At 55.3% G+C, this 12061-nt stretch carries 14 protein-coding genes; 1 reads left to right on the forward strand and 13 read right to left on the reverse strand.

Going from position 1 to position 12061, the window contains the following annotated elements; translation table 11 throughout:
- Nucleotides 1-160: 160 nt before the first annotated feature.
- The 11 genes from H1Y61_RS07145 to H1Y61_RS07195 all read right to left on the reverse strand — a co-directional run bounded on the left by H1Y61_RS07145 (nucleotide 161) and on the right by H1Y61_RS07195 (nucleotide 10902).
- A complete protein-coding gene (locus tag H1Y61_RS07145; RefSeq protein WP_180574162.1) occupies nucleotides 161-667 on the reverse strand; it encodes a GNAT family N-acetyltransferase in 507 nt (168 codons plus the stop codon).
- The gene (locus H1Y61_RS07150; RefSeq protein ID WP_180574163.1) at nucleotides 664-2853 is read right to left on the reverse strand and encodes an anthranilate synthase; all 2190 of its coding nucleotides are present in this window, start codon (nucleotides 2851-2853) and stop codon (nucleotides 664-666) included. Before H1Y61_RS07150 ends, H1Y61_RS07145 begins: the two co-directional genes overlap by 4 nt.
- 301 nt (nucleotides 2854-3154) lie before the next feature.
- Nucleotides 3155-3460 (reverse strand): PAAR domain-containing protein, encoded by a 306-nt coding sequence (locus tag H1Y61_RS07155; RefSeq protein WP_156555082.1) that lies wholly within the window; start codon nucleotides 3458-3460, stop codon nucleotides 3155-3157.
- Between the two features lie 104 nt (nucleotides 3461-3564).
- Nucleotides 3565-4017 carry a hypothetical protein gene (locus H1Y61_RS07160; RefSeq protein ID WP_180574164.1) on the reverse strand — a complete coding sequence of 151 codons (453 nt, stop codon included), beginning with the start codon at nucleotides 4015-4017 and terminating at the stop codon, nucleotides 3565-3567.
- Between the two features lie 90 nt (nucleotides 4018-4107).
- Complete coding sequence (locus tag H1Y61_RS07165; RefSeq protein WP_180574165.1) at nucleotides 4108-5271, reverse strand: hypothetical protein; 1164 nt, start codon at nucleotides 5269-5271, stop codon at nucleotides 4108-4110.
- Between the two features lie 10 nt (nucleotides 5272-5281).
- On the reverse strand, nucleotides 5282-5932 hold the full coding sequence (locus H1Y61_RS07170) for a hypothetical protein (protein WP_180574166.1): 651 nt from the start codon (nucleotides 5930-5932) through the stop codon (nucleotides 5282-5284).
- Nucleotides 5933-5934: 2 nt separating this feature from the next.
- Nucleotides 5935-8076: a type VI secretion system tip protein TssI/VgrG gene (tssI, locus tag H1Y61_RS07175; protein WP_180574167.1), complete on the reverse strand. Its 2142-nt coding sequence runs from the start codon at nucleotides 8074-8076 to the stop codon at nucleotides 5935-5937.
- Nucleotides 8077-8294: 218 nt separating this feature from the next.
- Entirely contained in the window at nucleotides 8295-8459 is a 165-nt protein-coding gene (locus H1Y61_RS07180; RefSeq protein WP_180574168.1) for a Stf0 family sulfotransferase, read from the reverse strand.
- A gap of 94 nt (nucleotides 8460-8553) precedes the next feature.
- Nucleotides 8554-9117, reverse strand: coding sequence for a DUF1993 domain-containing protein (locus H1Y61_RS07185; RefSeq protein WP_180574169.1), 564 nt, complete (start codon nucleotides 9115-9117; stop codon nucleotides 8554-8556).
- A 131-nt stretch (nucleotides 9118-9248) separates the two neighbouring features.
- Complete coding sequence (locus H1Y61_RS07190; RefSeq protein ID WP_235680852.1) at nucleotides 9249-9683, reverse strand: hypothetical protein; 435 nt, start codon at nucleotides 9681-9683, stop codon at nucleotides 9249-9251.
- Nucleotides 9684-9780: 97 nt separating this feature from the next.
- On the reverse strand, nucleotides 9781-10902 hold the full coding sequence (locus tag H1Y61_RS07195) for a saccharopine dehydrogenase family protein (RefSeq protein WP_180574170.1): 1122 nt from the start codon (nucleotides 10900-10902) through the stop codon (nucleotides 9781-9783).
- 122 nt (nucleotides 10903-11024) lie between these two features.
- On the opposite strand from H1Y61_RS07195, the gene H1Y61_RS07200 reads away from it, so the two are divergent.
- A complete protein-coding gene (locus tag H1Y61_RS07200) occupies nucleotides 11025-11456 on the forward strand; it encodes an Lrp/AsnC family transcriptional regulator (protein WP_041698142.1) in 432 nt (143 codons plus the stop codon).
- Between the two features lie 15 nt (nucleotides 11457-11471).
- Here the strand turns inward: H1Y61_RS07200 and H1Y61_RS07205 are convergent, their stop codons facing one another.
- Together H1Y61_RS07205 and H1Y61_RS07210 are read right to left on the reverse strand one after the other, a co-directional pair.
- Nucleotides 11472-11744: a Txe/YoeB family addiction module toxin gene (locus H1Y61_RS07205; RefSeq protein ID WP_060719886.1), complete on the reverse strand. Its 273-nt coding sequence runs from the start codon at nucleotides 11742-11744 to the stop codon at nucleotides 11472-11474.
- A gap of 3 nt (nucleotides 11745-11747) precedes the next feature.
- The gene (locus H1Y61_RS07210; RefSeq protein ID WP_180574171.1) at nucleotides 11748-12020 is read right to left on the reverse strand and encodes a type II toxin-antitoxin system Phd/YefM family antitoxin; all 273 of its coding nucleotides are present in this window, start codon (nucleotides 12018-12020) and stop codon (nucleotides 11748-11750) included.
- Nucleotides 12021-12061 lie beyond the last annotated feature (41 nt).

Genomic DNA, 12061 nt, shown 5'->3' on the forward strand with positions numbered 1-12061 from the left:
ATGCCCTTAAGACGGCAAAACCGCCCAAGCCTGCAAAGGCTGGACGGTTTATGATGGGTCTCATATCCTTGATATCTGCTAATCTGTCAAACCCGAAGGATGGATAATCCAAAGCGGCGTTAACAAATAGTAGATATTGCTAATTAATGTGCGATGAAGATCATGCTGTGTTTGCGCGAATGATCGCCATATGGATCACATCGACAAATCGCCCATCGATCCGCACCGCATCACGGGCAACCCCTTCGCGGACAAAGCCGACGCTTTCGTAAAGACGAATGGCGCGGTCGTTATCGGCGTGGGCATCCAGTTCCACCCGGTGCAGGCCGATTGCCCATGATGCCGCAAGGGTGGTTTCGATCAGCCGTTTTCCGAGGCCAGCGCCTCGGTAGCCATCGATAATGCCCATGCCCAGCACACCGCGATGGGCGTGGAGTTCGCGGTCGTGGCGGCGAATGTCGCACCAGCCGACGACACGCGCACCATCAAGTGCCACGAATTGCGGATTGCCGCCGTGCTTGAGGCCGGTGACGAAATCCCGCACATGGTCCAGTGGCGGGGCTTCCAGCATGCTCAGATAGCGGCGCTCGCGCGAAACCGCGTCGAGAGCCTGATGAAAGCTCTCGATATTGCTCGCTTCTATTGGCTGAATGACAAGCGTATTCACGCCGCCTTCACCTTCGCCCGTTTGGCCAGTTTTTCCACGACATTTTCGATCATTCGCATCCCGGCATCATTGCCGAGCGTCATGATCGATTCCGGGTGGAACTGCACGGCGGCCACCGGCTCTTTTGTATGCTCGATACCCATGATCGTCCCATCCTCGCTTTCGGCGGTGATGATGAAATCCTTGGGCAAGCTGGCTGGATCTGCATGGATCGAGTGGTAGCGCCCGACCGTGACTTCCTTGTTCAGGCCGGAAAACACGATGCCGGGCTCCAGCACGCGGATGCGCGATGGCTTGCCATGCATCGGCACATCCAACTGCCGCAGCACGCCGCCATAGGCTTCCGTCAGCGCCTGGAGGCCAAGGCAGACGCCGAAGATCGGCAAGTTGCGGTCCCGCGCCTTTTTGATCGTCGCCTTGCAATCAAAATCCGACGGAGAACCCGGTCCGGGCGACAAGACGACGAGATCGGGGTTCAGGCGATCAAACACCTCTTCCGGCACCGGGCTACGCACCGTGCTGACGGTGGCTCCGGTCTGGCGGAAGTAATTGGCCAGCGTGTGGACGAATGAGTCCTCATGATCGACCAGGAGGATTTTCACGCCATGGCCAACAGCCGCTACACCGCGCTGGGCCTTGGAATTATGGCCGGTCTTGGCGTCGCGGATTGCAGCAATCATGGCCGATGCCTTCAATTCGGTTTCAGCTTCTTCTTCCTGCGGATCGCTGTCATTCAGCAGTGTCGCACCGGCCCGTACTTCGGCAATACCGTCCTTGATGCGCACGGTGCGCAGCGTCAGCCCGGTATTCATATCGCCATTGAAGCCAACCATGCCGACCGCGCCGCCATACCAGGCGCGCGCGCTCTTCTCATGGGCTTCGACAAAACGCATCGCCCAGAGTTTTGGCGCGCCGGTAACAGTTACCGCCCAGGCATGGGAGAGGAAGCCGTCGAACGCATCCATGTCGTCGCGCAAACGGCCCTCAATATGGTCCACCGTGTGGATCAGCCGGGAATACATTTCAATCTGGCGACGGCCGATCACCTTGACCGAGCCCGGCTCGCAGACCCGGCTCTTGTCGTTGCGATCGACATCCGAACACATGGTCAGTTCGGATTCGTCCTTCTTGGAATTCAACAGCTTGAGGATCTGTTCGCTATCGGCAATCGGGTCGTCGCCGCGTTTGATCGTGCCAGAAATCGGGCAGGTCTCGATGCGCCGTCCGTTGACCCGCACGAACATTTCCGGTGAAGCGCCGACCAGATATTCCTGATTGCCGAGATTGATGAAGAAGGAATAGGGCGACGGATTGATGTCCTTCAGCCGCTTGGAAATATCCGAGGGCTTGCTGTCGCAACGCTCCATGAATTTCTGGCCGGGAACTACCTCGAACAGGTCGCCCTTGCGGAAGCTTTCCTTGGCCTTCACCACCAGTTCGGCAAATTCGCCGGGCCGGTGATCGCCGCGCGGCGGAATGGTATCGGTATGGCGGAAAGGCTCCGGCGCAATTGTCTCGGCCTTGCCCGCCGTGGTTACGCCGTCCTTTTCGAAATCATAGCGGTCAATCCAGGCCTTGGCGGAATAGTGGTCAACGACCAGAATTTCATCGGGCAGAAACAGCACCATGTCGCGCTGGTCGTCCGGCCGTGTCAGTTTCAGATCGATGGCATCGAACTGGAAGGCCAGATCATAGCCGAAAGCCCCGAACAGGCCGATGCTGCTATCGGCAGACGAATAGAACAGGTCGGTAATGGCGCGCAGCACGGTAAATACCGTGGGTGCCTTGGAGCGCTCCTCCTCGGTAAACACCCGGTCTGGGGTCTTCACCGTCAAGTCCAGCCGCTGCGTGGTCAGCGCGCCCAGCACCAGTTCCGGCACAGTCTTCAGCTTTTCAGCGATCAGCGACAGCAGCACTTCGCCCCGGCCATTATAGGCTTCGATCCACACGGCGCGGCCAAAGCTGGAAATGCCCAGCGGCGGATCGACAATGGCCGTATCCCAGCGGGTATAGCGGCCCGGATATTCGTAGTTGGAGGAAAACACCGCGCCGCGCCGCTCATCCAGCTTTTCGACATAGCTGGACACTGCATCGGCATAGGGTGTGGCACGACGCTGGCGCGTTACCGTAATCCCGCCCCGGGTCTGGTAGACATCGCTATTGTCGTCGCGAATAATGGTTGCCATGGCGCTTCTTCCTCATCGTAAAGCCCGTCAGTGAGGGGCCATGAACACAAAAAAGCCGCCTCAGGAAATCCGGGCGGCTTTGGGTCAATCGTCTTCAGACATGACTGGTCAAGGCCGCGTTAGCGAACCCACCACCAAGCATTCATGGACAAAACGATCTTCATGGCGGAATTCATAACCCGGTCCGCGACGCCGCGCAAGAGTGATTTTCAGCCCCCGATCATAGGGGATTGTTAGGCAAATGCTCAGCGCGGAACCGTGTCTCCCAGCGTTGGTTGATCCCGTCTGCCAGCTTGGCGGCTCAAGCGCCATCATCCAAGAACACGTCGCCTGATCCTTCGGCAGCCGCCCCGCCGCAATCAATCGCATCGCCAATCCGCCCCGCAGGCTGACCATTGATGAAAACCGTTGGCGACCCTGCGGCCAAAGCCCGGCCATGGCTTGGTTCCGGGCAGGAGGAGCAAGCATGCGCCCCATAGGCATCCCCAACCCGAACGGCCCCGCGACCGTTGATGAACACATTAGCGCTGGCCTCGATAGAGGGTGTCGGCGGGAAATGGCAGGCATGGCCGGAACCGATATCGCCGAGGCGGGTGATGGCGGGCATGGGGTTCTCCTTCGTCTGTACGTGCCTTGTTATGTGGTTTCAAAACCCATGAAAATTAGAAGCTAACTGACTCTAAAAGAAAAATGCTCTTATCGCCATCAACGTCATAAACTTTTATATTCTCGGTTTGCGCGACATTTTCTCTTGTGAGATAAATTATATTTTTTTGTATCGGTGGGTTTATGCCACCATTCGTCATCGTCTCCAGTTATGAAATACATATCATTATTGCGTGAAAATCCATTCATCATGATTATTTTTATTAATTCATTTCTATTTTTTGTTTGAAAAAATCCCCTTAATCTCAAAATTTGATCTTTTCCGTCCCATTTTTCTTGGTCTTCTATGTGAATTATGCTTTCTATTGCGGTTAATTTTGTTAAGCCAAGGACAGTGTGTTTTCCTAGAATATAACCATCTTTTGCTGAAGAAGGGGTGTTTGTGAACTCAAATATATAAGAGAGATAAATACACATACATAAAAATATCAGAATCAAAATTTTTGCAGAAAGAATAAAGAATCCAAATAAAAAATTCACTTTATTTGTTTTTGGCACAATATTAAGCCTTAATCTGATTCATCGGTGAATTTTTTTGAAATGGAATTAATATTCGAGACAACATCCAGGCCGACCTGATTTTCGAGGTCAGTCCTCTCCAGCCCACCATTCCGAAGCATCGTCCAGCCAGTTGCCGACTGCCGCACGCCCCTTTCGTGCATAGTTAACGATTTCGGGATTATTATTGATCTTGTCATCGACCCATTGATTCTGTGGCAATGGAATGTGGTCGCGCACACGCTGACTGTAAGAGCCGTAAGGGCTGCGCTTGGTATGTGAAGCATTCCAGTCTTCGCGGGTTTTGGAGCCTGTGCCTAGATCATGGGCAGCGCCCGCACCGGTGAAATCGACAGCGACCCGCACGTTTACCTGTGCGCCGAAACTGTCATCTGGTTGCCAGTCGGCATCCAATGAGGTGTTGTTCATCGGGATCTGGCGATTGCCCGGCAATTGGGCGACGGCGGTTCCTGTTCGGACATGGCTTGCCAGAAAGAGGACCTTGCTGGAGCCATCAATGATGAAGCTTTCGCAATTGGGGAAGCCGTCACCTGTGATGGTGCAGGACACATCGACCCGTTTTAGGTCTCGATTGATCCGCAGCGACACATTGTTCATAACGTCGAGGTCAGGAACCATTCCGCTCCAGCGTTCGTCGGTGTGCTTTAATATAGCCGACCTTGCTCCAATGCCATTCTCCTTGTCGTATGTCACTGGCGACTGAAATTCGTAGGGGAATAGACTGCTTGGCCCTGTATAATTGCTTTTCCCATCGGAAACCTCTCCGCCGAGAATGTTATGGGGTGTCTGGCTGGAAAAATCGCGTTGCATTCCAACTGCCTCCTGGACATCTCCGATCTCCTGCGTCACGACACCGGCCTCGTCCGTGGGAAAAGCGAAATTCTTACCAGCATAGACAATGCGGATATTGACGCTCTGATTTCCATCTGGGCGGTAAGGCGTGATGTTTTTCGGTGTCTCGCTATACCGCGGCTGTGTTTCTGGTCGCTTATAATCGTTACTGAAGTTCAAGCCGGTTGCTTTTATCAGTCTGGGATTCGAGCTGGGATCGGAGCGGCATACCGCTACTCCGAATTCCGCAGTTTTCAGATCTACCTGAATCCAGTGGTAAATACGGGCAGTCGCGGCAGTCGAAGCACTGAAACCCCGGTTATCGCCGTGGAAGAATAGCCCCCCAGTTCTAAAATCTTCTCTGGGATGGAATGAACGTGTGTATATTTTCAATATGCTCATGCTATTCCTCTCACTCCGGGACCTTTACAATCACCTGCTCTAGCTGCTCATCAGTCGGTGCAGAGACGGTTACCCCCTCGTATGTCGTTTTAGGCGGCGGTAGGTTCATGATCTCAGCTTCCGCTACACTGGCGCTGCGGCTGTCGCCTTCGGATGCCTCTGGTCCGGCAACATAAATTGTTGAAACGCTTTCCCAGAGATATTCTTTTCCTGTTTTCCAATCCCTGTAGCCGCCGCCGCCAACCATGACGCGCTTCGTCATGAGCGTCGGCCCCACCGCATCGCCGCCGTTCGCTTTTCGCAAGGGTACGAGATTGAAGCCGAAGGTCCCTCCTTCGGGGTAAACGAACTCGATGATCGACACTTTTGTCGAAGCAACAGCGCCGAACAGGCGATCCCCCGGGCCAATTTCCTTCTTCTTCTCGTTCTGTGGATCATCACGAGCGGGGTTGTCGCCCTGCGGAAGATCACGCCATTTGTCGAGTGGCACCGAATTCGTTACCACAATCACTGTTCCGCCTTTCTCAAGGAGAGGTGGAGCTACGTAGATCGTCAGCTGCGAACGCATTTGTTTCTCCTGCTGGTTTTCGGCGGCAGAATCGCAGCCAGTGAGAGCGGTGGACAAAAATACAGAAAAAACTACCGAATAGAGCGTCTTCATGATTAATTTAGCTCAATCTTGGCAGCGGTCGCCTTCATGGTTTCTTCTTGCTCAATGATCAATTTCACTCCCTTTACTGTAATCGTTCCGTCAGCTTCCAATCGTAATTCGGATTTCCCGCTGCGAAAATATATTGCCTCATGGGCTTCGACCGTTTTCTTTCCATGGATCACCTCATCGGAATCCTGCCCAGCCGCGAGGCGCACATTGCCGCCGACATTTTGAACGTGATCCATGCCGACGGTCATCAGGCTGGTTCCGCCAGTCGTATGAACGGAGTTTAAAGCCGCATTCAGCATGATGGTCGATGCGGCATTGACCGAATAGGTTCCGCTTCCGGACATGGAAGAAAACATGCTCTTGAGAAAATAGCCTGCGCCGCGAATGCCGAATATATCTTGTGTCAACGATCCCCGAACCATATCTCCAGCTGGCCCGGTTCCGACGTTAATGCTCATGCTCTGTCCGATATTCTGGATATCCATGCGTTGTATCTCCCGCACGGACGCTCCGCCGACCGATTGGACATAATTGACGTCCACTCTCTCGGTTTTGTGATTCAGAACCTTGAGCGTATAGTCCTTCTGAGCATGAATATAAATCTCCTCCCGCCCAGCCTCATCTTCAAACGTCAATTCATTAAACTTCTGCGCTGACTTCCCCTTATGAGTATTCGTCCGAAACACGCTCTTGGTCTTATTCGCCGGCAAATCATAAGGCACCGGGTTATTCGTATTCGGCACCACGCCTGTTACCAGCGGTCTGTCCGGGTCGCCGTCGATATAGGCGATCATCACTTCCATGCCGATGCGGGGGATGACCTGGGAGCCCCAGAGACCGCCGGCCCAGCTTTGGGAGACGCGGATCCAGCAGGTGTCGGAGCCGTCCTTTTTGGCGCGTCTGTCCCAGGGGAACCAGGCTTTGATCCGGCCGTATTTGTCCGGATGAATTTCCTCGCCCGAGGGGCCTGCGACAATGGCCACCTGAGCGCCTTCGATGCGCGGGCGTTTGGTGGTGCGATGCGGAGTTAAGGGGATACGCGACGGGATGGCCTCGAATTCGTTGATATATTCCGGTTGGTTTTCCGTGGTTTCATAGGAGCGATCCACCACCCAATGGGTGATCCGGGTAATCACATGCTCTTCGTATTTGTGTTCCGGGTGGGGTTCTTCATAGGGTTTGAAGCGTCGTCCTGGCTCCAGCACACGCACGGTCGATTGGCCTTTGACCCGCTCGTGATCCGCCTGGGTCGCCTGAGCGCGCAATTTGCCGACACGCTCCATTTCGAGGTAGTCGGCGGCGCGGGCGGGGTAGTTGTAAAGCTCGCGCTTGGTATTGCCCGGCAACTCCACGAGAGAAGGGGTCTGCGAGCGTGGAATGAAGTTCGGCGTTTCAAAATTCCAGTCGGCATCGACGCGCTGGCCAGGGACATAACTGAAGCGCCGCATCCATTCGGTGATGTGGTTGCGGTCGGAAGAGCCTTGGGCGATCCGGACGGTGTCATCGCCTTCCGCGCTGGCCGAGGCCTTTGACCAGGCAATCTGGTGGTCGGTGACTTTCAGGCGATGAATGCCCTTATCATGTTGAAACCAATAGAAAATCCCATCTTCTTCCAACCGGCGAAGCAGGTAGTCGAGGTCCGATTCCTGCCATTGGACAGAATAGCCTTGCGCTGGGGGCTTGTTTTGTAAAAAGCCGATATCCGGCTGCGGCAGGCCATGTTCGGAAAACAACGTTTCCAGCACCTGGAGCGATGTCATATCCAGCCAGATCCGGCAATCGGAGCGGCGTGACAGCAGCCACATCTGCGGACGGATGGTGAGCCTGTAGGAGCGTAACCCACGTGTGACCGGCGGCCCTTCCTCAAGTTCGGTCACCAAGCCATTAAACGGGCGGCGCAGGCCATCCTCGCCCAACTCGCCCTGGCGTATTTCCAGGGAAATATCGACCAGCTTGCCGATAAGCTCTTCCGGTTTGACCGCTTCACGCTTGGCGCGGACATGCAGAGTGATTTCAAACAGACGATTGACGCCCTCATCCACCTTCATCCGCTCCGGGAGCAATTGATCCTCACCCAGTGGGGAAGAGACTTTCAAAACGCGGCTGGCCTGAATGAAATCGGTTGCCAGAAGTTCGTCATACATACTGCGTCAGCCCCCAAAAGCATGTCATGAAATATCGAATGCAATATCGAAAGCGCAGGTATGTTGTTCCAATCGCGCCATTCTTGGCGAATTTAGACTAGCTCTCCAAAAGGTCAAGGTTTGGTTGTGGCTGATCGTAAATTGACATTTAGGTTGTTCGTGTCATCTGCTCAGGAAGAGGGGGCATCCTTACCGGACATCATGAGAGACAGGGCTACTTAAACCTTATCGAGGTCCAGATAGGCGAGCCAATCGCTGATCGGCTTGCGATGGAGATAGGATTTCGGATTGCCAGCAATGCCCGTTTGCGCGAGAAGCTTGCACAGCAAGGTGCTGCTGCTGCGAGAAGATGTGCGGATCAGGTATGAAATGAATCTCGTCATGAAACACCGAAGCTCACTCCATCACGGACCCGCTAGCCTTATACTGGCTGTCCGTTACGGCGCGATGATCGCTCCCATGACGACGGATCGCGCCTCAGCTTTGCGGCACCGTTCCGGGTCGGAGATATCCAAACATATGCGGCACGAAGTCGGCCTTGCCGATTTCGATTTTCTGGTTGCGCAGAATTCCATAGGCGGTCACGATGTGAAAATAGAATTGCGGCAGCGCCCAGTCCCGCACAAAGTCCGCACCGGTCATGTCGAAGATAATTCCACTTGGCATATCAAGCGCGATTGCCTGCTCCGTTTGCTGATCGAGTTCGTCCGGCGCAAGGCCTCTCAGAAACGTCAATGCCTCGTCGATCCTGGTTTGCGCATCCGCGATAGATGCCGCTTTGCCGTCTCCGGTTCGTCCTTCCGTGGCCATCTGCTGCAACCTCTCTGGAATGGGTTGGCCTTTCAGCCGCAATACGGCCTCCTGCGCCTGGAAACAGACGAAGCAGACCTGCGACCATAGAGGAAACATGTCGGGCGTGAGACGGGCCGATAGCAGCGTATCCGCCTGTTGCGGGAGCTGCTTTTGCGCCTTCGCGAGCAAGCCGGAGAGTGTTTCCAGCATATGGATGTAGGTGGGAACGAGCAAGGTTGTCAAAGACATTCAACTACTCCGGAAAAGTGAAAATCAACGTGCGGGCAATATATGAGGAGAGTGTCATCGAGGCGGAACAGACCTGCCCAGGCTTGCGCGTATCTGCGCCTGATCACCCTATCCATATCATAAAAACATTCCTATTCGACCGCATCGATTTTCATCACGTCATCACCGATAAAAATGATGACATAGCCGCCGTGTGCCTCGGCGTCCCTTGCCCATTGCCGCAACTGGCCAGCATAGGGTTGCTCTTGCCAGGCTGTTGGAAAGTCAGGATCGACAAGCACGGTGATCTGACGGCCCTGATTATAGACCATCATATGGGCCTGCTCGGGTTGCCATTCCGCCCCGATCCGGCTTTGCATCCATGAACAGAGAAAGTCACGACACAATGTCGGCCTGTCGGCATAGATCGCGCATCCCTGACCGGCGCTGCAATGGCGGCACCATTGGTTTGCGGGCTTTTCCAGCGCCTCGATATCCGGCAGGCGGCAACAGAGCGTGCAGGCGCCGCAGGTTCGCATCGTCGCTGGTGCCGTGTCAGGTACGGTTTGGTTGGGGGCAAGATGCATGGCGGCGGCTCTGTTGGAATAGCAGCCGTCGCCATATCATGGGCGGTATCGTCTTGCTACGGCATGGTGCTTCTATTGGGCCGTAGCGTGCGCATCGTCAGGCTGCGGCAGGCTCGGCTATTCTGCGGGCAATCGGGGCCGAGTTCCGCTCATATAGCTGGCCAAAACGGTTGGCGAGAAAGGCATCGAGGCTGATTTCCTCCTGGCGCACGAAGCCGGATTGGGGCAGCGCGCCCTCAGCCAGCAGGTCCAGCACGGCACAGATGCCAGCGGCGGTGGTGATCTGGATGGCGCTCATCTTCTTGCCCGCCACGGTCCCGGCATAGACCTTGTTGGCATAGGTTTCCTGCATGTAGCGGCCTTCGCGCCAGCCGCAGACGGTCACGAAAATCACTACCACATCCTGCATGGTGGCGGGCAGGGCGTTTTCAAACAGATCCTTCAGCACATCGCGGCGGTTCTTCAGGTTGAAATCGTTGAGCAGCGCCTTGATGATCGCCTGGTGGCCAGGATAGCGGATGGTACGGTAATTCATCGTCCGCACCCGGCCTTCCAGGGTTTTCGCCAGCGTGCCGAGGCCGCCTGACGTGTTGAAGGCTTCATAGGTCACGCCATCCAGTGAAAACTCTTCGCGTTCTTCCATGGCAGGCACGCTAATCATCCGTCCCTCGACAATGGCTTCGCAGGGCTCGATATATTCGTTGATCAGCCCGTCCGTGCTCCAGGTGAGGTTGTAGTTCAGCGCATTGGACGGGTACTGCGGCAGCGCGCCGACCCGCATCCGCACGCTGTCCAGTGTCTCGAAGCGCTGCGCCAGATCATGGGCGACGATGGAAATGAAGCCGGGAGCAAGTCCGCATTGCGGGATAAAGGCGGTGTGTGCACCCTCCGCCAGCGCCTCTACCTTTTTTGTGGTCGCTACGTCCTCGGTTAGGTCGAGGTAATGGCAGCTGCTGCGCGCCGCACTTTCGGCAATGGCGCCGGTCAGGTGAAAAGGGGCGGCGGAAAGAACGGCGAACTGACCGTGAAGATGGGCATCTAGGGCTTTGCTATCGGTAATATCAACCAAAGCGGTGGCAATGCCAGGGTGGAGGGCCAGTTTGCCCAATTGTTCGGCGCTACGGTCGGCAACCGTCACTCGGTAATCGCCCGTCTCGGCCAGAAGATGGGCAATTGCCCCGCCGATCTTTCCCGCGCCAATGATGGAAATGTTTTTCATTGATCGTTCCCCTGATGCTTTTGACGAGCCTTCAGTGTGGAGCCGATCCCTGTCGATTCACAGTGGCAAATTGAACGTTTTCGCTTATATTAATGGACGATTTGCCGAAAGGATTGAGCATAATGCAGGTCTCCGATAAGGACCGTGAATTGCTGGCGCTGCTGGGTGAAAATGCCCGCATGCCGGTGGCCACGCTGGCGCGACGGCTTGGCCTGTCGCGCACCACAGTGCAGGCGCGGCTGGAACGGCTGGAGCGGGAAGGGGTGATTGCCGGTTACGGGCTTCGGCTCTCAGACGCCTATCAGAGCGGGCTGATCCGCGCCCATGTGATGATCACCATGGCACCCAAGGCATTGACCAACGTCACGGCAGAGCTGGCCGCCATCCCACAGGTGACGGCGCTGCATTCCGTCAACGGCCCCTATGACCTGATCGCCATGTTGGCCGCGCCATCAATCCAGGAGCTGGACCGGCTGATTGACCGGATTGGGGAACTGTCGGGGGTGGAGCGGACGCTGTCTTCGATCATCCTATCGACGCGGATCGCTCGGTAAGCGTCTTTGTTGTGATCATTTTCTATAATGGTAGCGGCATTGCACGATATCCAACCGCTGTTCCTGGCCTGACCCCGAAACGCAATAGACCAGCCGATGATCGCCAGCGATACGCCGAGACCAGAAGCCAGCGAGATCGCCTTTCAGCGGTTCGGGCTTTCCAAGGCCGGTAAACGGAGTTCTTTTGGCATTGCGGATCAGGTCGTTGATTTTCGAGACCATTTTCAGGTCGGTTTGGAGCCAAAATTCGTAATCGTCCCAGGCATTCTCGGTCCAGCCCAGCTTCATCGTTCAAGCGTCCTGGTGGTCATCCGGCTCAGTTGGATCGCGATCAGTGACTTTGCCTTGGCGCAATTGTTCGATGCTGTCGCGCAGGCGTTCGGCGTTGGCCGGCTTGGACAGGAGATGCAAGGTTTCCTGCATGCTCTCATATTCTCCCTCGGCAATCACCACCACGGCTTCCTTGCCTTGGCGTGTCACCAGCAAGGGCGCGCGTGACTCCAGCACGCTGTCAAAATGATGAGCGAAATTCTGGCGAAATTCAGTGAAGCGAACATTGGTCATGGTCTATGCCTCAATAATCTGTACGTATTTCTGTACATTAA

It is taken from the genome of Agrobacterium vitis (genome assembly GCF_013426735.1).
Taxonomy (GTDB): Bacteria; Pseudomonadota; Alphaproteobacteria; order Rhizobiales; family Rhizobiaceae; genus Allorhizobium; species Allorhizobium vitis_D.

Excerpts from the sequence above, each read along its gene's own strand:
- H1Y61_RS07200 (WP_041698142.1), top strand. The coding sequence starts at position 11,025 with ATGCAGGTCTCCGATAAGGACCGTGAATTGCTGGCGCTGCTGGGTGAA.
- H1Y61_RS07170 (WP_180574166.1), bottom strand. The coding sequence starts at position 5,932 with ATGAAGACGCTCTATTCGGTAGTTTTTTCTGTATTTTTGTCCACCGCT.
- H1Y61_RS07190 (WP_235680852.1), bottom strand. The coding sequence starts at position 9,683 with ATGCATCTTGCCCCCAACCAAACCGTACCTGACACGGCACCAGCGACG.
- H1Y61_RS07165 (WP_180574165.1), bottom strand. The coding sequence starts at position 5,271 with ATGAGCATATTGAAAATATACACACGTTCATTCCATCCCAGAGAAGAT.
- H1Y61_RS07150 (WP_180574163.1), bottom strand. The coding sequence starts at position 2,853 with ATGGCAACCATTATTCGCGACGACAATAGCGATGTCTACCAGACCCGG.
- tssI (WP_180574167.1), bottom strand. The coding sequence starts at position 8,076 with ATGTATGACGAACTTCTGGCAACCGATTTCATTCAGGCCAGCCGCGTT.
- H1Y61_RS07205 (WP_060719886.1), bottom strand. The coding sequence starts at position 11,744 with ATGAAGCTGGGCTGGACCGAGAATGCCTGGGACGATTACGAATTTTGG.
- H1Y61_RS07210 (WP_180574171.1), bottom strand. The coding sequence starts at position 12,020 with ATGACCAATGTTCGCTTCACTGAATTTCGCCAGAATTTCGCTCATCAT.
- H1Y61_RS07155 (WP_156555082.1), bottom strand. The coding sequence starts at position 3,460 with ATGCCCGCCATCACCCGCCTCGGCGATATCGGTTCCGGCCATGCCTGC.
- H1Y61_RS07180 (WP_180574168.1), bottom strand. The coding sequence starts at position 8,459 with ATGACGAGATTCATTTCATACCTGATCCGCACATCTTCTCGCAGCAGC.
- H1Y61_RS07185 (WP_180574169.1), bottom strand. The coding sequence starts at position 9,117 with ATGTCTTTGACAACCTTGCTCGTTCCCACCTACATCCATATGCTGGAA.
- H1Y61_RS07195 (WP_180574170.1), bottom strand. The coding sequence starts at position 10,902 with ATGAAAAACATTTCCATCATTGGCGCGGGAAAGATCGGCGGGGCAATT.